This is a genomic window from Telluria sp. LT2P34 (genome assembly GCF_059685915.1).
The window spans coordinates 1117828-1136345 of record NZ_JCASIN010000001.1; the positions used below are offsets into that span (position 1 = coordinate 1117828).

The 18518-nt window shown below is 65.8% G+C and carries 16 protein-coding genes; 7 read left to right on the forward strand and 9 right to left on the reverse strand.

The window, feature by feature from the left end; translation table 11 throughout:
• Positions 1-12 precede the first annotated feature (12 nt).
• Positions 13-2025: a S8 family serine peptidase gene (locus AC56KZ_RS04990; protein WP_497161012.1), complete on the reverse strand. Its 2013-nt coding sequence runs from the start codon at positions 2023-2025 to the stop codon at positions 13-15.
• A 347-nt stretch (positions 2026-2372) separates the two neighbouring features.
• On the opposite strand from AC56KZ_RS04990, the gene AC56KZ_RS04995 reads away from it, so the two are divergent.
• The 3 genes from AC56KZ_RS04995 (at position 2373) to AC56KZ_RS05005 (ending at position 7308) form a co-directional block, all read left to right on the forward strand.
• Positions 2373-3776: an MATE family efflux transporter gene (locus tag AC56KZ_RS04995; protein ID WP_497161013.1), complete on the forward strand. Its 1404-nt coding sequence runs from the start codon at positions 2373-2375 to the stop codon at positions 3774-3776.
• 79 nt (positions 3777-3855) lie between these two features.
• Complete coding sequence (locus AC56KZ_RS05000; RefSeq protein WP_497161014.1) at positions 3856-6075, forward strand: S9 family peptidase; 2220 nt, start codon at positions 3856-3858, stop codon at positions 6073-6075.
• A 144-nt stretch (positions 6076-6219) separates the two neighbouring features.
• The gene (locus tag AC56KZ_RS05005) at positions 6220-7308 is read left to right on the forward strand and encodes an AI-2E family transporter (RefSeq protein WP_497161015.1); all 1089 of its coding nucleotides are present in this window, start codon (positions 6220-6222) and stop codon (positions 7306-7308) included.
• A gap of 48 nt (positions 7309-7356) precedes the next feature.
• On the opposite strand, the gene AC56KZ_RS05010 is transcribed toward AC56KZ_RS05005, so the two are convergent.
• The 3 genes from AC56KZ_RS05010 to AC56KZ_RS05020 are packed head-to-tail and all read right to left on the reverse strand — an operon-like array spanning position 7357 to position 10943.
• The gene (locus tag AC56KZ_RS05010; protein ID WP_379785967.1) at positions 7357-7533 is read right to left on the reverse strand and encodes a CsbD family protein; all 177 of its coding nucleotides are present in this window, start codon (positions 7531-7533) and stop codon (positions 7357-7359) included.
• A 34-nt stretch (positions 7534-7567) separates the two neighbouring features.
• The gene (locus AC56KZ_RS05015; protein WP_497161016.1) at positions 7568-8227 is read right to left on the reverse strand and encodes a class I SAM-dependent methyltransferase; all 660 of its coding nucleotides are present in this window, start codon (positions 8225-8227) and stop codon (positions 7568-7570) included.
• 55 nt (positions 8228-8282) lie between these two features.
• Entirely contained in the window at positions 8283-10943 is a 2661-nt protein-coding gene (locus AC56KZ_RS05020) for a M1 family metallopeptidase (protein WP_497161017.1), read from the reverse strand.
• Positions 10944-11247: 304 nt separating this feature from the next.
• On the opposite strand from AC56KZ_RS05020, the gene AC56KZ_RS05025 reads away from it, so the two are divergent.
• Positions 11248-11529: a flagellar protein FliT gene (locus AC56KZ_RS05025; protein WP_497161018.1), complete on the forward strand. Its 282-nt coding sequence runs from the start codon at positions 11248-11250 to the stop codon at positions 11527-11529.
• Between the two features lie 378 nt (positions 11530-11907).
• Here the strand turns inward: AC56KZ_RS05025 and AC56KZ_RS05030 are convergent, their stop codons facing one another.
• Positions 11908-13122, reverse strand: coding sequence for a FimV/HubP-related protein (locus tag AC56KZ_RS05030; protein ID WP_497161019.1), 1215 nt, complete (start codon positions 13120-13122; stop codon positions 11908-11910).
• A gap of 104 nt (positions 13123-13226) precedes the next feature.
• Here AC56KZ_RS05030 and fumC point away from each other — a divergent pair, with 104 nt between their 5' ends.
• The 3 genes from fumC to AC56KZ_RS05045 all read left to right on the forward strand — a co-directional run bounded on the left by fumC (position 13227) and on the right by AC56KZ_RS05045 (position 15289).
• Complete coding sequence (gene fumC / locus AC56KZ_RS05035; RefSeq protein ID WP_497161020.1) at positions 13227-14636, forward strand: class II fumarate hydratase; 1410 nt, start codon at positions 13227-13229, stop codon at positions 14634-14636.
• A gap of 50 nt (positions 14637-14686) precedes the next feature.
• Positions 14687-14899 carry an RNA-binding S4 domain-containing protein gene (locus AC56KZ_RS05040; RefSeq protein WP_497161021.1) on the forward strand — a complete coding sequence of 71 codons (213 nt, stop codon included), beginning with the start codon at positions 14687-14689 and terminating at the stop codon, positions 14897-14899.
• A 105-nt stretch (positions 14900-15004) separates the two neighbouring features.
• Entirely contained in the window at positions 15005-15289 is a 285-nt protein-coding gene (locus AC56KZ_RS05045; RefSeq protein WP_497161022.1) for a DUF883 family protein, read from the forward strand.
• A gap of 54 nt (positions 15290-15343) precedes the next feature.
• On the opposite strand, the gene AC56KZ_RS05050 is transcribed toward AC56KZ_RS05045, so the two are convergent.
• From AC56KZ_RS05050 to AC56KZ_RS05065, 4 genes are read right to left on the reverse strand one after another with little or no spacing between them, the layout of a single operon-like run.
• On the reverse strand, positions 15344-15544 hold the full coding sequence (locus tag AC56KZ_RS05050; RefSeq protein ID WP_497161023.1) for a putative motility protein: 201 nt from the start codon (positions 15542-15544) through the stop codon (positions 15344-15346).
• Between the two features lie 31 nt (positions 15545-15575).
• Complete coding sequence (gene mobB / locus AC56KZ_RS05055) at positions 15576-16133, reverse strand: molybdopterin-guanine dinucleotide biosynthesis protein B (protein WP_497161024.1); 558 nt, start codon at positions 16131-16133, stop codon at positions 15576-15578.
• Entirely contained in the window at positions 16120-16857 is a 738-nt protein-coding gene (locus tag AC56KZ_RS05060; protein WP_497161025.1) for a general secretion pathway protein GspB, read from the reverse strand. Before AC56KZ_RS05060 ends, mobB begins: the two co-directional genes overlap by 14 nt.
• Entirely contained in the window at positions 16858-18513 is a 1656-nt protein-coding gene (locus tag AC56KZ_RS05065; RefSeq protein WP_497161026.1) for an AAA family ATPase, read from the reverse strand.
• Between the last annotated feature and the right edge of the window lie 5 nt (positions 18514-18518).

Consider the following 18518-nt stretch of genomic DNA (forward strand, 5'->3'; position numbering starts at 1 on the left):
CCGGCGTCCTGCTTAGCGGGTGATGCTCGAATAGCTGCAGGATTTGACGACGTTGACGATCGGATCGCCGAACACCCCGTTATTGCAGCCGACCGAACCAGTGACGATTTTCGACGCGTAGGAGCCGTTGGCGCCGTAGCGCACTGCACGCGTGCCGCTGACGGCGCAGGTACCGCCTTCACCGGCGCAGGAGGTCCAGGTTTCGACGGGCGCTGGCGCGGGCGCCGGTGCCGGTGCCGGTGCCGGTGCCGGTGCCGGTGCCGGTGCCGGTGCCGGTGCAGGCGCTGCGGTGGTGCTCGAGTACTGGCAGGTCTTCACGACGTTGGGCATCGGGTCGCCGAATACCGCGTTGCTGCAGGCGACCGAGCTGGTTGCCGTCACCGTCGCGTAGCTGTTGTTGGCGCCATAACGGACCTGGCGCGTGCCCGAGAAGCTGCACACTGCCCCTTCGTTGGCGCAATTGGTCCAGGAAGCTGGCGCCGGAGCCGTCGCATTCGCGACACTGACCGACAGCGACGCGCTGGACCCGGCATTGCCGGCCGCGTCATACGCGACCGCCACCAGGTTGGCGACGCCGTTCTGCAGGCCCGCCGAATCCCACGAGAACTGATACGGCGCGCCAGTGTCGACTCCGACCACACTGCCGTTGACCTTCAGTTCGACGCGCTGGACGCCCACGTTGTCGGCGGCGTTGACGCTGACCGGCACCAGGCCGGCAACGGTCGTGCCGGCGCCCGGCGAGGTGATGGCGGCGCTCGGCCTGACGGTGTCGGCCCCACCCAGTTTGGCGACGGCAGCCTGGACAGCGGCAGCGGCGTCCACGCGGCCGTGACCGAAGTTGGCGTCGCGTCCGGCTGCGCCGAGGTCGGCCGCGGTCGAGTACAACAGGTTTTCGACGGTCTGGTTATCGAGCGACGGGTTGGCGGCCATGACGAGCGCGCCCACGCCGGCGGCGATCGGCGACGAGAACGAGGTGCCGTTCCAGGTACCGTAGCTGGCGCCGCGCGAGGTGGACCAGATGCCGGCGCCTGGCGCGGCGAGCGTGACGGCCGAGCCGAAGTTCGACCAGCTGGTGCGGCTGTCGCCGGCATCGGTGGCCGACACGACCACCATGGTCGAGGTTGGCGTGGTTGCGACATCGACGCCGCTATTGCCGGCCGAGACGAACAACAGGCCGCCCTTGCTCTTGAGGTAGGCGCCGGCGTTCTGGATGGCGGCGCTGCCCATCAGTGGACCGAAGCTCACGTTGACGATACGCGCCCCGCGGTCGGCCGCGTAGGTGATGCCGCTGACGATGGTGCTGAGGTAGGCCGTGCAGTCGAGTCCTGCGATCCGGATCGGCAAGATCTTGGCCTGGCCTGCCACGCCGGCGACGCCCGTGCTGTTGTTGCTGACGGCGGCCGCACTGCCGGCCACAGCGGTACCGTGACCGCAGACATCCGCAACATTCGTGTTGTTATCGACGAAGTTATAACCGGGCAGCATGTTCGCCGCCAGGTCGGGGTGCGATACATCGACGCCGGTATCGAGGATGGCGATGGTCACGCCGGATCCCTGGGTGGTGTTCCAGGCGGTGGTCACGCCGGTCTTGGCCAGGTGGTACTCGCTGGCGAAATACGGGTCGTTGGCAACTGCCGACGCACGCACTTTACGGTCGAGCTCGACACGTTTCAGGTGCGGATGGCGCGCCAGGCGGGCCATCACGGCCTTCGACGACACGCCGGCAGGCAGGTCGACGATGTTCATGGCGCTCTTGCCGACGCGGTGGGCGCGGCCGCCGTGCACGCCGACGATGGCTGCCAGGTTCGATGGCGACAGGCCGGCCGACGGCACCACCAGCAGGCGGTTGACGGCGTAGGTGCCGGCCTCGTCTTTTGCATCGACGGCGGCGGCAATCGGGGTCGCCAGTGCGGCTTTGGTGGCCGGTGCGGCAATCGACAGGGCCGGTGCGAATGCGGCGGCGAGCAGCACGCATAAGCTCAGGCGCGTGGGGGATGTACGGGAGAAAGTGATGTGCTTGGACATGAGGTAGGCAGTCGGGGAGAAAAAGACGCAGTGGCGGAACACAGCTGCTTCGAGTTAGGCCGAAAGATCAACGGCTGAGATTACGAACCAGCAATTTACACGCGAAAACATTGATTTGACGAAAAAAAAGCCTTTTGATAACGAAAAAACCCCGAACGCTTAGTGCGTTTGTCAAGTTAATTGAGAAACGAATAATATTTTTGTGGAAGATTCGCCACTCAACCGCTTGTTTTAAGAAGTTCGGCTAACGACAATCAGGCGCGGCCTGGCGTCGATGACGAAAGGAACGCCATCGTCCTCTTGGCAAATTGACAGTAAAATCCTTGGTTTCCTCACCAAGCACTTCCATGACGACGCCTGCCACGCCCGCCCTACCGCCTCAATCCGTCCGGCTCGAGATCTCTACGCTCTGGAAACTCTCCTGGCCGATGCTGGTGGGCCAGCTGGCTACGGTCGGCATGGGCGTGGCCGACGTCGCGATGACCGGTCACGTCAGCGCCGAGGAACTTGCTGCGGTATCGCTCGGCGCCTCGGTCTGGTCGATCGTGCTGGTCACCGTGATGGGCACGATGATGTCGATCAACACCGTGGTCGCGCACGAGATCGGCGGCGGACGCTACGACAAGATCCCGCACTCGGTGCGCCAGGCCCTGTGGAAAGGGGCCGGCATCGGCCTGATTGCTTTTTTGCTGACGAACCTGGCCACGCTGCTGTTCGACCATATCGGACTCGACCAGAAGGTGGCCGACCGCGCCGCCATGTTCCTGCACGTGACCAGCATCGGCATGCCGGCCTTTGCCTGCTATCGCGCGCTGTATGGCTACACGACCAGCATCAACGAGACCAAGCCGATCATGATCATCGCGATCTTCGGCCTGCTCTTCAACATTGCCAGCAACTGGTTGCTGGTATTCGGCAACTGGGGTTTTCCGCAAATGGGCGCGGTCGGCTGCGCGGTGTCGACTTCGGCCGGCATGTGGCTGATGCTGGCCGCCATGCTGGTCTGGGTAAAAGTGTCTCCGGTCTACCGCATGACCTATCCGTTTACCCGTTGGGAAGGGCCTGACTGGAAAGAAATCCGCGAGATGCTGCGCCTCGGGCTGCCGATCGGCGTCACCTATTTCGCCGAGGTCAGCGCATTCGGCCTGATCAGCCTGTTGGTGGCCCGCTTCGGCGTGGTGCAGGTGTCGGCGCACCAGATCGCACTGAACTTCGCCTCGCTCGTGTTCATGGTGCCGCTGAGTTTCGGCATTGGCCTGCTGACCCGCGTCGGCCAGGCGATGGGCGAAGGCAATCCATTGCGGGCGCAGTTCGTCGCGCGCGTCGGCGTCGGCATGTCGGTGGCTTTCGGTGTGCTGTCGGCCGCCGGCATCGCCCTCTTCCGCTGGGAAATCGCGCGCGCCTATACGTCGGACCCGGCGGTGCAAGAAGCCTGCGTGCACCTGCTGCTGTTCGCGGCCCTGTTCCAGTTGTCGGATGCGACCCAGGTCGCCACCGCCTCGGCGATTCGCGGCTACCAGGTGACGCGCCCGCCGATGATCATCCAGCTGGTCGCCTTCTGGGGCTTTTCTCTGCCGCTCGGCTATATCCTAGGCATCGCACCAGCCTGGTTCCCCTGGAGTCCCGCCGCGCCGATGGAGTCGACCGGCTTCTGGATCGGCCTGGTGCTGGGCCTGACGGTCGCCGCCGTCCTCCTGAGCTGGTCGATGGAACGCCTGTCGCGCCAGCGCGTACGGGCCTCGGTAAAATAGCGCGGTATGTACAGCTTTTGGGAGGCGACTCTGGTATCGTCTCATGCGTTGCATATAGCTAACTTTAACGAGACAACCCATGCGCCTTCTGCTCTGCCTTCTTGCCGCGCTCGCGGCCGCGCCCGCCTCTGCGGAACGCCTGACGCTTGACCGTATTCACGGCGAAACCTCGCTTGCCGGCCCCGGCGTGAAGAACGTGCGCGTCTCGCCCGATGGCGAACGCGTGACTTTCCTGCGCGGCCGCACGGATAACCAGTTCCAGCAAGACCTGTGGGAATACAACATGAAGGACAAGACCACGCGCTTGCTGGTCGACTCCAAGAAGCTGGTCCCGAACGAGAATTTGTCGCTCGAAGAAAAAGCGCGGCGCGAACGCGCCCGCACCGCCAGCCTGTCGGGCATCCTGAGCTACACCTGGTCGCCGGATGGCAAGCAATTGCTGGTGCCGATCGCCGGCGACCTCTATCTGGTTGACGCGGCGAATCCGGATGCCGCGCGCAAGGTTGCCTCGGGCAATGTGATCGATCCAAAGATTTCGCCGAAGGGCCGCTACGTCAGTTTTGTCCGCAACCAGAACCTGGTCGTGATCGACCTGAAAACCGGCGCCGAGCGCCAGCTGACCAGCGACGGCAAGGGCACCGTGCACAACGGCGAAGCCGAGTTCGTGGCGCAGGAAGAAATGGACCAGACCACCGGTTACTACTGGGCGCCGGACGACTCGCGCATTGCCTATAAACGCTACGACGAAGCACCGGTGCCGGTTGCGCGCCGCTTCGAGATCTTTGCCGACCGCACCGAAGTGATCGACCAGCACTACCCGGCCGCGGGCGACCCGAACGTGCTGGTGGACATGTTTATCGTCTCGCCGGAAACGGGTGTTGCGCGCAAGGTCGACCTCGGGGCCGAGAAAGATATCTACCTGGTGCGTGCCGACTGGAGTTCGGACAGCAAGACCCTGGTCTACCAGCGCCAGACGCGCGACCAGAAGCGCCTCGACCTGGTGGCGGTCGACGCCGCCACGCTGGCCCAGCGCACCTTGCTGACCGAGACCTCGAAAACCTGGGTCAGCCTGCACAACGACCTGCGTTTCCTGAAAAACCGCCAGGCCTTCATCTGGGCTTCCGAGCGCTCGGGCCGCAACCACCTCTATCTGTACGACCTCAACGGCAAGCTGCTCAACACCATCTCGAGCGGGGAATGGGGCATCGACAACGTGCTGGCGGTCGACGAGGCCGCCGGCAAGGTGTATGTCGCCTCGAACCGCGATGCGGTGATCGACAAGCAGACCTATGCGCTGGCGCTCAATGGCAGCACGACCGCCAAACCGGTCCGCATCACCCAGGGCGACGGCTGGCACGAAGCCTCGTTCGCGAGCAACGGCAAGATTTTCGTCGACACCTACTCGGATCCGAAGACGCCGCCGCAAGTGTCGATCCGGCGCGCCGACGGCGCCATGGTGCAATGGCTCCAGCAAAACGAGCTGAACGCGACCCACCCCTACGCCAAATACCTGCCCGACCACCTGCCGACCGAATTCGGCACCATCAAGGCCAGCGATGGCCAGGCGCTGCACTATTCGATCATCAAGCCGGCCAATTTCGATCCGGCCAAGCGCTACCCGGTATTCCTGTTCACCTACGGCGGCCCGCACTCGCAGCGCGTGACCCGCACCTGGGGCAACCATTTTGACCAGTACATGGCGCAGCAGGGCTTCGTCGTGTTCCGCCTGGATAACCGCGGTTCGAGCCGCCGCGAGCGCAAGTTCACCGACGTCATCTACAACAACCTGGGCAAGCACGAAGTCGAAGACCAGCTGACCGGCGTCGACTGGCTGGCCCAGCAAAGTTTCGTGGACCCGAAGCGCGTCGGCGTGTTCGGCTGGAGCTATGGCGGCTTCATGACGCTGCGCCTGCTGGCGGCCGATTCGAACAAGATCGCGATGGGCGTGTCGGTGGCGCCGGTTACCGATTGGGCCCTGTACGACACCCACTACACGGAACGCTATGTGGGCGCCACGCCGAAATCGAGCAAGGAAGCCTACGACCGCAGCGGCGTGTTCGCCCACCTCGACGGCATGAAGTCGCCGCTCCTGCTGATCCATGGCATGGCCGACGATAACGTGCTGTTCACCAACAGCACCCGCCTGATCGACGAACTCGTCAAGCGCAACGTGCAGTTCGAGCTGATGACCTACCCGGGCGCCAAGCACGGCATCTCGGGCCGCAGCAGCCAGCGCCACGTGTTCGGCATGATCGAGAACTTCTTCAAGCGCAACCTGGGCAGCACCGCGCCGAAGTAAGCCGCGGGCGCAGCACGATAAGCAAGGTCCCGGCGTCACGGACAGCGGGGCTTTTTTTTCGCCCTCGGGCGACGGCGGGCGCTGTTCGCATAGCTCGACAGTAAAATGGCGCCAGGCCGAAACAACACATGCTAGTGTTCGATCATGAGCAAACCCTTACCCTCCCCGCCGCCGGCAGACGAGGCGCCAACCCCGGCCCAGCGTACCTTCATGAAACGCATCGCCGTCATCGACGGCATCGGCGTCCTGTTCTTCCTGGGCCTGGCCGCCATCTGGTTCGCGGCCGATGCCCTGCTGCTGGTGTTTGCCTGCATCCTGTGCGCGGTGCTGTTCTACGAGCTCAGCCGCATGCTGGCAGCGCGCCTCCACATCCGGCGCAAACGCGCCCTGACCCTGGTGGTGTTGCTGCTGATCGCCATCATCGGCCTGGGCGGCTGGGCCATGGCGCCGCAGATTGCCGAACAGTCGAGCAAACTTGCCGAGGCGGTGCCGAAATCGCTGCAACAGCTGCAAGGCGTGATCGACGACTACCCCCTCCTGAAACGCCTGATGGCGGGCATGCCGGCGCCGGAACAGTTAGTCAAGCAAATGTCGTCGCTGGTGCCGAACGCCGGGCTGTTCTTCGGCGGCGTGCTGGGCGCACTCGGCAACGTGGTGATCATCCTGTTTGTCGGCATTTATTTTGCCGCTTCGCCCCAGCTCTACACGAACGGCATCATCAAGCTGGTGCCGCAGTCGAAGCGGCCGCGCGCGCGCCAGGTGCAGCAAAAAATCGGCGACACGCTGGGCAGCTGGCTGCTCGGCAAGGCGATGTCGATGCTGATCGTCGGTGTCGTCACCTCGGCCGGCCTGTCGATGCTGGGTGTGCCGCTGGCGCTGATCCTCGGCATCATCGCCGGCCTGCTCGATTTCGTTCCCTACCTGGGACCGATCATGGCGGGCGTGCCGGCGGTGCTGATCGCGTTTTCGATCAGCCCGGACCTGGCCCTGTACACGGTGCTGCTGTTCGTCGGCGTGCAGCTGGTGGAAGGCTATGTGCTGCAGCCGCTGATCGAATCGCGCGCGGTCGACCTGCCGCCGGCGCTGACCATCGTCATGCAGCTGATCTTCGGCACCCTGTTCGGGTTCGCCGGGGTGGCGCTGGCCACGCCGCTGGCGGCGGTGATCAAGGTGCTGGTGCAGATGCTGTATGTGGAGGACGTGCTGGGGGATGAGGTGGAGGAAGGCAAATAAAAACAAAAGCCGCGACGGATCGCGGCTTTTGCTGCGGGCTCGGGCTGATTACTTGTTGCCCTTGAAGATATCCTTCACGTCGCCCACTTTTTCCTGGACCTTGCCTTCGGCCTGGTTCAGGTTGCCTTCTTTCTGCGTCTGGCGGTTGCCGGTGACTTCACCGACTTTTTCCTGGATCTTGCCGCCGATGTCCTTGGCCTTGCCCTTGATCTGGTCGTCGTTCATCGCTGCACCTCTTCGGTTGAAATGAGCACTTACCTTAGGCCCGATCGCCCTGGGAATCTGTTCGTTCGTTAACACTAAGGGGCTTGCGCCACAGGCTGGCCAGCCAGGGCTGCTGCGCGCGCGGCAAACCTTCCGGCCGGTAGTAATGGCGCAGCGGCACGAATCCCGCCGCCACCAGGTAGCGCTCCCAGGCCGGGTAGTCGTGATAGCTGCCGTAACGCGATCCGTTCCAGCCTTCCTCGTTGTGCCCGCGCGGATTCGAGCTGAACAGCACGCCGCCCGGCTTCAGCGTACCGTGCAGCGCGGCCAGTACGCCCGGCAGCGCCGCGCTCGGCACATGGAACAATGAGGCGTTGGCGAAGATGCCGTCGAAGCTGTCGGGCGGCAGCGCCAGGTGCAGGAAATCCTGGTGCCAGACTTCGCAGCCGCTGTGCGCGCGCGCCATGGCGACGAATTCCGCCGCACCGTCGAGCCCGATCGCACGGTGCCCCAGGCTGCTGAAGGTCTTCAGGTCGCGCCCCGGGCCGCAGCCCAGGTCGAGCAGGGTAAAAGGCGCCGCCCCTTCGATGGCGCCCAGCAGCGCCGCCACGTTCTGGCTGACGTCGTGGTCGATGGTGCCGGCAAAGAACTGCTCGGCATTCTGCGCGTAATGAGCCAGCGTGCGTTTGGCGATGTCGTCCAGCTTATCTGTCATGCGAGGGAATTTACCAGATTCGCAGCGCTCAAGGTCGGCCGGCCGTGCATTGTCATCATGGGCGCGGGCTCGCCAGCGCGGCCCGTACCTGCGGCAGCAGGCGCGCCTTCTGCGCGGCGCGCACGCGGATGCCGTTGCCGATCCGCTGAGCTTCGACCAGCGCATCGGGGCCGAAATTCCTGGCCACGTAGTGTTCCATCATGTCCGCATGGCGCACGTCCGGCGACGCGGCCAGCACGCCCGCCAGTGCACGGTTGCGCGCGACCGCATCGGCGTTCGCCAGCAAGGCGGCCCGGTTGGCGACCGCGAACGCCCAGGCCTGGTCCGGGTGCTCGCGCCCGACGCCGGCAACCAGGCTGCCGACCAGGTTGCTCGGCGTCTGCGGCGACAGCGCCAGCTCCAGGGTGCGGGCGGCCAGCGCCGGGTCCTGCACCAGGGTCATGGCGCCGCCGATGCGATAGCGCTCCTCGTCTCCCGTGCTGGCGGCCAGCGCACGGCCGAGCGCGGCATAGGTGGCGGCGTCGGCGTAGCGGCCGGCGGTGTTGATGACGAAGTCGAGCATCTCCGGGCTGATCGAGGACGGGTCGGCAACATAACGCGCGAACTGCCGGCGCGCTTCGCCGATCGCGCGCTCGTCGCCGGCACGCGCCAGGGCCCCGGCCAGCAAGGGGCGCAGGCGCCGGTCCTCGAGCGTTTCCTCGGGCTTCGGCTCCCAGCCGAGACGATCGAAACGGGGCTGCACGAAGCCCAGCACGAAGCGCCGGATGGCTGCGCTTTCCGGCTCGCCGCGCGCCAGGTTCTGCAGGGTGCCGAGATTCGACAGGATCGATTCCCAGACGGCCAGGCGCGGCTCCATGCCGTATTTCGCGACCAGGTCCAGGTAACCGGCCAGCGGCGCGCGCCCGGCCGTGACCAAACTCCAGGAATCGAGCAGCAGCTTCAGGCGGGTCGGGTCCGGCAGCTGGGCGGCATTCGCGGCCAGCGCGTCGAAGCTGGCGCGGTCGTACTGGACACGGAAAAAGCCGACGCTGTCCGGGTCGACCACCAGCGCGCCCTCGCAGCTGCCCTGGGTAATCGTGGTGCTGCGCTCGCTCAGCAGCGCGCTCCAGGCCCGTCCGCCCACGGTGCCGACCTGCAGCGGCACGCTCCACAGGCGTCCCTCCGTTGCCGGCTCGTCGACCCGGTACTGCTCCTGCGACAAGGTGATTTTCCGTTTGCCGTCTTCGCAGGCCTGCGCCACGGTAATCAAGGGAAAGCCCGGCTGCGTGGTCCAGTCGGCTGCCAGTTTCGCGACCGGCTTGCCGGAGGCCGTTTCGATGGCCGTCCACAGGTCGGCCGTGGTCGTATTCGAATACTGGTGCGCCGCCATGTAGGAGCGGATGCCCTTGCGGAACTTGGCTTCGCCAACATAATTTTCCAGCATGCGCAGGAAGCCCTGGCCTTTTACGTACGTGATCGCATCGAAGGCGCCGGCGGCCTGCTCTTCGTTGTCGATGCGGGTCTGGATCGGGTGCGTGGTCTTGCGCGCGTCCAGGTTCAGCACGCTTTCGCGTTCGACGATGCCGTCCAGGTGCGGACGCCACTCGGGGTGAAAACGTTCGGTGGCTTTCGAGGCCATCCAGGACGCGAAACCTTCGTTGAGCCAGAGGTTGTCCCACCAGGCCATGGTCACCAGGTTGCCGAACCACTGGTGCGCCACTTCGTGGGCGTTGACCTCGAAGGTGAGCTTCCTGGTGTCTTCGGAACTCTTCTTCGGGTCGTAGAGCAAGGTCGCTTCGTTGTAGACGATGCCGCCCCAATTTTCCATGGCGCCATTGAAACCGCCGGGAATCGCGATCTGGTCGAGCTTGGCGAGCGGATATGGCAGGCCAAAGTAATTGTTGTAGTAGCGCAGCAGGTCGCGCGTGGCCGCTAGCGGGAAGGCGGTGGCGCCGAGCTTGCCTTCGGTGGTGACGATGCCGATCTCGACGCCGTCCTGGCGCGCCGTGACGCGCTCCATTTCGCCCGCCACCAGCACCACCAGGTAGCTTGGCATCTTCGGGGTCGGGGCAAAAGCGATGCGCTGCAGGCCGCCGGCCAGCTTTTCCTGCTTCACGATCGGGGTGTTCGAATAAGCCTTGAAGCTGGCCGGGACATCGACCGTCAACTTGAAGCGGGCGCGAAAGGCCGGCTCGTCCCAGGTCGGCAGCATGCGCCGCGCGTCCGACGGCTCCATCGTGGTGGCCACCAGCTTTTTATCGACGCCGCCCACCTTGTAGGCGACCTGGAACAGGCCGCGCCCTTCGCGGTTGATCTGGCCCCGAAAGCGCAGCGCCAGCGTGTAGCGCCCCGGCGCCAGCAGCGCCGGCAGCTCGAAAGCGAGGGTTTCCTGCCGGGCGTCGAGGAGCGGCTGCAGGGTTTGCGGCGCGCCGCCGCGGCTTGTCAGGCTGGCATGTTCGATGCTCAGGTTGGCGGCGTTGAGCACGATGCGCCGGGTCGGGCGCAGCACCTCGATGTCGACGCTCTGGTGGCCGCTGAAGGTGTCATTCGCCATATTCGGCACCAGGTGCGCGTCGTACAGCAGCGGAATGACATCCTTGGGGAGTTTACCGGGGGTGGCGGCGAACGAAAACGGGGCTTCGGCCCGGGCCGACGAGGGGGCCAGTGCCGGCGCCAGCGCGGCGGCCAGCGCCAGCGCGACGCTTGCCGCCGAGCGCGATGTTTGCTTGTCTCTCATGATGTCCTCTTTGTTATTATTTTGATGCCCCGCTGGCGCAGGGATCCAGCACGCACTGTAGAACAAGCGCGGGGGCGCGCCGGCGGGAATGCGACAAACCGCAGATATCCGCGCTGGATTGCAGAATCGCGGCAGTATGCAGCCGGCATCAGGCCGGCGCCCGACAAGCGCCTGAGGCCGCGCTGATGCCGGTCCGAAAAATATTTTCGATTATTTTTACGGCCAACCCTAAAGTTTCCGAAAGCGCTGCCGTAAAAGGAGGACAACCGGTAATCCGGCCGAAAAAAATTGCAGCGGTGCTCACATGAACTCTAACCAAGTCCTCTCGATGTACGAAAATATTGCTGGCCTGACCGGCAAGATGGCCGCGGCAGCGCAATCGGAAGACTGGGATGGTTTCAACACCCTGCAGACGCAATGCGCCGTGCAGGCATCGGCCACCGCGACCGGCGTGCCGGCACTCGAAGGCGTCAAGCGCCTGCGCAAGATCGACCTGCTCAAGCAGATCATGGCCAACGACCGCGCGATTCGCGACATCACCGAGCCATGGATGGGCCAGCTGGACCGCGCCATGCGCACCCACTGAGCGGCCCTGCCGTCGACCACATGAAGCGCCTGCGGGCGCTTTTTTGTTGGGTGCTCGACATATCGTGCGCAACAAAAAAGGCGCCCATGGGCGCCTTCGTGCTGCAGCCGATTGATGCCGGCCACATGAATTCGGAGAGCAACACCAGATAACTGGTGTCGCCTCTTTGCCGGTTGCATCCGGCGTCCGCTGCCGCTGTTGGCAAACCGGACCGCTTCCGAAAACAGGCGTCTCGCGACGTACATCCGTTACCCGCGCCACGCTATCGGTGGTGGCTGCGACGGACTCTGTTTCGTTTTGTGGTTTTGACAACCAACGAACCCAGTATATATCAACTTAATAAGTTGTGTAGATTGATTCGTGCGCGCCAATATCGGTTCAAAGTTCGGCGCCTTCAGGCGTCGGCTCGACCCTTTCCGTCGCCGCCGGTTTGCGCGGTCCCGGCATCAGGCGCGCCTTGACGGCCGACATGATGCTCGGCTTCGGCGGGTCCTCGCCGGGCTCGCTTGCGCTTGCCTGCTCCGCTTTCGGCACCCTGGCCGGCTTGTGCTCTTTCGGGATCTTGCCGAAGTTGGAACGCTTGCGGCGGCGCAGCAGCGCGACGCCCAGGGCCGCCAGGGCCAGGACGGCGGCGACGCCGGCAGCGATCAGTCCCCATGGTGTCTGCGCTTCCGGCGGCGCCGGCTTCTTCGGCTTGAGCTGGATGCGCGGTGCGCCCTTCGGCGCCGCCGGGACCGCAGCCGGCGCTGCCGGGGCTGCCGGAGTTGCGGACTCCGCGGCAGGCAGGACCACCGCCGCATCTCCACGTGCCCCCTGCAACACCTTCATCTTCGCTTCGACCTGCCCCAGCGCCTGATGCAGCGCGGCGTTCTTCGCGCCCAGCACGGCGCAGGCTTCGAGCTCTCCGGCGGCCGGCTGCGGCGCGCAGGTGGGCGGCGTGTCCTGCGGTTTGAACGCCGCGACCGGCGCTGCTGCCAATCGGCTCTTGCGCTCGGGCGCCGGCTTGACAACCCGCTTGAGAACCGCCTTGCGCGGCTCCAGGTATTCCTCGCCCTCTTGCAAGGCTTCCGCCGGGCGCGTCGCCGCCACCGGCGTGGGCGCCCTGGCGGGAACCGGGGGCGCTGCCGCAATGGCCGGCGCCGGCACCGGCACCGGCACCGGAATCGGCGCCGGCGCCGGAGTCGGGTTCGGCGTCAGCCACAGCGTCACCAGGCGCACGCTGCGCTGGCCGGCCTCCAACAGTTCGAGGTAGACATGCAGGTGGCGGCTCTCGACCGGCTTGCTCGTGCTCAGGTAAAGGAACTGGCGGCCCTCGCGCCGCGTCACATGCAGGTTCAGGCTCGACAGGACGGCGGGCATGGCGATATTCGCGCCGCGGTAGACGTCGGGATGGGCCAGCCGCACGCCTACCGTGGCGGCCGCATCGTCGAGCGCCGTCAGTTCGAGGCTGGCCGCCAGGGGCTGGCCGATGTGGGAGGCTACCCTCGCCTCGCCCAGCTCGGCGGCATGCGCAGCCCCGGCCGAGAACGCGAATGCGGCGGCGGCGAACACGGCAAACAAGCTTGAAACGATGTGGGAAGCGCGAATCGCCATGGGAATATCTAGCCTGAGCATGAATTTGTAGCCTAAGCGTAATTAACGGGTGTTCGGCTACACTCTTTAGCTCCATCTCCGAATATAAATAACAAGGACACGCCATGGATATGTCGCCAGTGGATTCCCGCATCGAAAAAGACAGTTTCGGCCCGATCGAGGTGCCCGCCGCTCGCCTCTGGGGCGCGCAGACGCAGCGCTCCCTGCACCACTTCGATATTTCGACCGAAAAGATGGCGCCGGAGCTGGTATCGGCGCTGGCCCAGGTCAAGCAGGCGGCCGCGGCCGTCAACCGCTCCATCGGCAAGCTCCCGCGCGACAAGGCCGATGCCATCATCGCCGCCGCCGACGAAGTGCTGGACGGACGTTACCCGGACGAATTCCCGCTGTCGGTCTGGCAGACCGGCTCCGGCACCCAGAGCAACATGAACATGAACGAGGTGCTGGCGAACCGCGCTTCTGAATTGTCAGGCGGCGAGCGCGGCGAAGCGCGCCTGCTGCACCCGAACGACCACGTCAACATGGGCCAGTCCTCGAACGACATCTTCCCCACCGCCATGCACGTGGCGGCGGCGCTGGCGGTATCGAAAAACCTGCTGCCCTCGCTGGCGCGCCTGCGCAGCACCCTGCTGGTCAAGTCGCGCGACTTCGACGATATCGTCAAGATCGGCCGCACCCACCTGCAGGATGCAACGCCCCTGACGCTCGGCCAGGAGTTCTCCGGCTATGTCGCCCAACTCGAATTCGCGGAAAGCGCGATCAAGTCCTCGCTGCCCGGCCTGCTCCTGCTGGCCGCCGGCGGCACCGCGGTCGGCACCGGCCTGAACGCCCATCCCGACTTCGCGCCGCGCATCGCCGCCGAGCTGGGCTCGCGCACCGGGCTCGCCTTTAAAACGGCGCCGAACAAGTTCGCGGCCCTGGCCGGGCATGAGGCGCTGGTCGCGAGCCACGGCGCGCTGAAAACCCTGGCCACCGCGCTCATGAAGATCGCCAACGACGTGCGCTGGATGGCCTCCGGGCCGCGTTCGGGCCTCGGCGAAATCACGATTCCGGAAAACGAACCGGGCAGCTCGATCATGCCGGGCAAGGTCAATCCGACCCAGTGCGAGGCGCTGACGATGCTGTGCTGCCAGGTGTTCGGCAACGACGTCGCCCTGACGGTGGGCGCCTCGCAGGGCAATTTCGAGCTGAATGTGTTCAAGCCGATGATCGCGCATAACTTCCTGCAGAGCGCACGCCTGCTGGCCGACGGCATGCGCTCTTTCGAAGAGCACTGCGCACGCGGGATCGAGCCGAACCGCGCGCGCATCGGCGAGCTGATGGAACGCTCGCTGATGCTGGTGACGGCGCTGGCGCCGCACATCGGGTATGATGCCGCCGCGCGGATTGCCAAGCATGCGCAGCACGAAGGGATCACGCTGCGCGAAGCGGCGCTGGTCTCAGGCCTCGTCACCGAGGAACAGTTCGGTCAGTGGATCGTGCCGATCGACATGACACGGCCCGACCCGGAGTGAAGGGCCGGGCGAACCCAAGCGTGCGCCCCAAAATTTTTCCCGAGGATAGTATGCAAAAGACAACTTTCGAACTGACATCCGAGTTCGTCGAGCTCAACCAGCTGTTGAAAATGGTGGGCCTGTGCGACAGCGGCGGCGCCGGCAAGCACATGGTGGCGAGCGGCACGGTGTCGGTCGATGGCAAACAAGAGCTGCGCAAGACCGCAAAGATTCGCGCCGGACAAACGGTCAGCGTTGGCGACGTGCGGATCTCGGTGCAGTAGGGAGGACTGCCGGTCTCGACGGCACACGTTTGCGCGCAGACAAACGCGACGGGTAGTCCTTGTGTAGATTTTGAGACGTGACCAACCGGCTTGAAGGTGACGGCAATGGAAACCCCGGAAAAAAACCCGCAGGCCCAGGAGCGGCTGATCGGCGATCTGCGCCTTGTAATCGAGAATGCGGAAGAGCTGCTGAAAAACACCGATCAGTACACCAGCGTCCTGTACCAGAACGCACGCTCCAAGCTGGCCATGGCCCTGAATGCGGCCAACGAAGAACTCGAACGCTTCGAAGACGCCCAGCTGAGCCGCATGATGGAAGCGACGCGCCAGGCCAACGAGCGCTTTGCCGACATCACGGGCGAAGCACGCGTCCTGCGCGCTTTCCACTGAGCGAACTGTTGCGGCGCCACCGGCGCCGCGCTTCGTTTACGCCCGGACTCAGCTTCAGGCGCTGGTGTTGATCGTGTTGCCCAGGTGCGGCGGCAGGTTTTGCAGCGGCTGCGGCGGCGCAATGGCGCCGAGGATCTGGGTCGCCATCGATTTCTGCATGTCTTGCTGTTTTTTCAGCATGGTCAGGGCGACTTCCTGCTTGTTGCCGGTTTCTGCGATGGTCGTGGACAACTTGGCGATGGCGAGGACATCCATGTCGGTCTCCTGATAAGGGTTATCTTCCGGGTTATCTTACATTAACGGCTTGATTTCCGGAAACTTTAGCCTCACCTGACATCCAGTCGATGAGCCAGGCCAACACGTCCGCCGGCTGGTTCAGGTCGAGCCAGGCGGGGCCGGCTCCGGCAAGCGGTGCATCCGAGGCCACCGCCACCACCATCGGATCATCCACGTACAGCGGCGCGCGCCCCAGCGCCGGCCGGAATACCTCGAGTTTCGCTAAAGGCTCCCACTTGTAGCCCTCCACCAGCGTCAGGTCGGCCGGGGCCAGGCGGGCGATCTGTTCGGCCAGTGGCGGCTCGCCCTCCCCGCGCAGCTCGCGCAGGATGGCGTAGCGGTAGGGCGAGGCGATCATCACTTCGGCCGCGCCGGCCATGCGCAGGCGTGCGCTGTCCTTGTGCGGCGGCTCGAGTTCGATGTCGTGATGGCTGTGCTTGACGATGTTGACGCGCAGGCCGCGTGCGGCGAGCTGCGCCACCAGCCATTCGAGCAGGGTCGTCTTGCCGCTGCCGGACCAGCCGACGACGGCCAGCACCGGGCCGGCGCGCGAATCAATAGGCGACACGGTAGCGGGTGCCGCGGTAGTTCATCACGGCGTACTTCGGCGTCAATCGTTCCAGCACCAGGCCGGACGCCAGTTCATCGCCCTCGCGGCGCAGCACCTTGTCCACCAGTAGCAGGCGGTCCGACGGATTCGGAGAATAGATATAGCCGCCGACGGCAATTTTCGGCACCTCGCGCTGTATCGCTTCCGGCAACTGCTGCAGCGTACGCAGCGGTTCGTCCGGAATCGGGTCGGGCGCGCGGGCGGCCGCCTGGCTGTCGGCGGCGGCGGCCGGGGCGGGCAGGTAGACCGCTTGCGGCGTATCTTGCGCCGCGCTGGCCGGCGGCGCAGCAGGCCGGGGGGATGGCGCCGGGGCGGCCTTTGGCGCTGGCGCCGCGGCGACCTCGCGCTTCCTGGCGGCAGGCGGCGGCGCCTCGGCCGGGGCGGCGGATGGGGCGGCGGGCGGGGCCGGCGCCACCCCGGCAACCGCGATCACGGGCACGGGCGCTTCGGCCAGTACGGCCGGCTGCGTTGGCGCCGGCGCCGGCGCATCGCTGCGCCAGGCCAGGGCGCCGAGCACTGCCGCGGCCAGCACGCCAAGCCCGAGCCCGATCGCCAGGGAGCTGCGCTTCGCGGGCGCCGCCGCCGCGGGCAGGTGGACCGGCGCCGGCGTGTGGATGTCAGGCGCGTTGCCCAGCTGGCGTTCGGCCTGCGCTTTTTTCAGTGCTTCGAGAATGTACGACATTTATGGTCCCGTCCTGGCGGTGGCGAGCAGGCGCGGCTCGGCCACGCCGGTCAGCTGGTTGAGGCGGATATGGGTGCGCGGGCCGGCGACGCCGTCGGCGGTCAAGCCCTGTTTTTGCTGGAAGGCGCGCAGCAAATCGCGGGTAGCGCCATTCAAGGGCTGCTGGGCGGCCGGTGCGGGAGCGCGCACCTGCCCGGCCAGGCGGGTGGCGAGCCAGTCGACGTCGGCGCCTGCGTCGCCCTGTGCCAGTTGCTCGCGGAATCCGCGCGGCAATTGCCAGAAGGTGGTGTACTCGCCGGTGAAGCGCGGCGCCAGCTTGGCGAGCGCCACCCGCTCGCGCTTGCGCCCGGTATCGATGGTCACGCTGCCCTCGTCCATGCCAACCAGCACCGCGTAGCGCGTGGTCGCGCCCTCGCGCAGCGTGATCACCGCCGGGCGGTCGAGCTGGCGCAGTTCGTAGATGCTGCCGCGGCCTTGCAGGCAGCGCAGGTCGATCCGGTAGGCGACCTGGCAAGCGGCGCCTTCCGGCAGCACACGGCCCCAACGCGTGGCCAGCGCGCGCAGGGCCATGGCCTCGTCCGGCCATCCAAGCGGTAACACTGACTGGGCGCCGGCGACCAGGCCAGGCCTGGCCGGCGCACTGGCCGCGCCAGGCGCGCTAATCGTTCCTGCCGCGGCCTGGCGGGCCTGCGCCAGCGGCGCCTCCATGCGCGGCATCGACTGCCACGCCGCCGCGCCCAGTATCGCCCCGGCCAGCACGCCACCGGCCAGCAGCGGCCAGCGCCCCATCGAGGCGATTCTCGCCGGCGCCGCGCCGCCCTGCCCCGCGAATACCTCGGCAGCGGCCGTGCGCACGATGAGCGGCGTCGCTACCCGGCTGTTTTCCACATAGGCGCCCAGCAGCACGCGGTCGCACAGCAGGTTGATGCGGCGCGGCACGCCGCCGCTGATCCGGTGCACCAGCGGCACGATCGCATCCGGAAACACGGGCGCGCCCTGGCTGCCCGCGACCGCCATCCGGTGCGCGATGTAGGCGCCGGTCTCGGGCTCGGACAGCGGCCCCAGGTGGTAGCGCGCGATCACCCGCTGCGCCAGTTGCTCCAGCTCGGGGCGCCCCAGCATCGTGCGCAGTTCCGGCTGGCCGATCAGGATAATCTGCAGCAGCTTGCGTTCGCTCGTCTCGAGGTTGGTCAGCAGGCGCAGCTGCTCGAGCACGCTCGTCGACAGGTTCTGCGCCTCGTCGATGACGAGCACGTTGTTGCGCCCTTGCGCATGCGATTCGAGCAAATAGGCGTTGATGGCGTCGATATAGGCCTTCACCCCTGCCTTGAGCTCGGCACCTTCGCCGTCCTGCACACCCGGCGCGGCGATGCGGAATTCCTCGCACACCGACTGCAGCAATTCGACGACCGTCAGCTTCGGATTGAAGATATACGCAAGCCGGCAGTTGTCAGGCACCTGCTCGATGAAGCAGCGGCAGACCGTGGTCTTGCCGGCCCCGATCTCGCCCGTCAGCAATACGAAGCCGCCGCCGCTGTTGATGCCATACAGCAGGTGCGCCAGCGCCTCGCGGTGGCGCTCGCTCATGAACAGGTAGCGCGGATCGGGCGCGATCGAGAACGGCGCCTGCTTCAGGCTGAAGTATTGGGTGTACATGCAAG

Excerpts from the sequence above, each read along its gene's own strand:
- AC56KZ_RS05005 (WP_497161015.1), top strand. The coding sequence starts at position 6,220 with ATGAGCAAACCCTTACCCTCCCCGCCGCCGGCAGACGAGGCGCCAACC.
- AC56KZ_RS05040 (WP_497161021.1), top strand. The coding sequence starts at position 14,687 with ATGCAAAAGACAACTTTCGAACTGACATCCGAGTTCGTCGAGCTCAAC.
- AC56KZ_RS04995 (WP_497161013.1), top strand. The coding sequence starts at position 2,373 with ATGACGACGCCTGCCACGCCCGCCCTACCGCCTCAATCCGTCCGGCTC.
- AC56KZ_RS05060 (WP_497161025.1), bottom strand. The coding sequence starts at position 16,857 with ATGTCGTACATTCTCGAAGCACTGAAAAAAGCGCAGGCCGAACGCCAG.
- AC56KZ_RS05020 (WP_497161017.1), bottom strand. The coding sequence starts at position 10,943 with ATGAGAGACAAGCAAACATCGCGCTCGGCGGCAAGCGTCGCGCTGGCG.
- AC56KZ_RS05050 (WP_497161023.1), bottom strand. The coding sequence starts at position 15,544 with ATGGATGTCCTCGCCATCGCCAAGTTGTCCACGACCATCGCAGAAACC.
- AC56KZ_RS04990 (WP_497161012.1), bottom strand. The coding sequence starts at position 2,025 with ATGTCCAAGCACATCACTTTCTCCCGTACATCCCCCACGCGCCTGAGC.
- AC56KZ_RS05000 (WP_497161014.1), top strand. The coding sequence starts at position 3,856 with ATGCGCCTTCTGCTCTGCCTTCTTGCCGCGCTCGCGGCCGCGCCCGCC.
- AC56KZ_RS05045 (WP_497161022.1), top strand. The coding sequence starts at position 15,005 with ATGGAAACCCCGGAAAAAAACCCGCAGGCCCAGGAGCGGCTGATCGGC.
- fumC (WP_497161020.1), top strand. The coding sequence starts at position 13,227 with ATGGATATGTCGCCAGTGGATTCCCGCATCGAAAAAGACAGTTTCGGC.
- AC56KZ_RS05010 (WP_379785967.1), bottom strand. The coding sequence starts at position 7,533 with ATGAACGACGACCAGATCAAGGGCAAGGCCAAGGACATCGGCGGCAAG.
- AC56KZ_RS05030 (WP_497161019.1), bottom strand. The coding sequence starts at position 13,122 with ATGGCGATTCGCGCTTCCCACATCGTTTCAAGCTTGTTTGCCGTGTTC.
- AC56KZ_RS05065 (WP_497161026.1), bottom strand. The coding sequence starts at position 18,513 with ATGTACACCCAATACTTCAGCCTGAAGCAGGCGCCGTTCTCGATCGCG.
- AC56KZ_RS05025 (WP_497161018.1), top strand. The coding sequence starts at position 11,248 with ATGAACTCTAACCAAGTCCTCTCGATGTACGAAAATATTGCTGGCCTG.
- AC56KZ_RS05015 (WP_497161016.1), bottom strand. The coding sequence starts at position 8,227 with ATGACAGATAAGCTGGACGACATCGCCAAACGCACGCTGGCTCATTAC.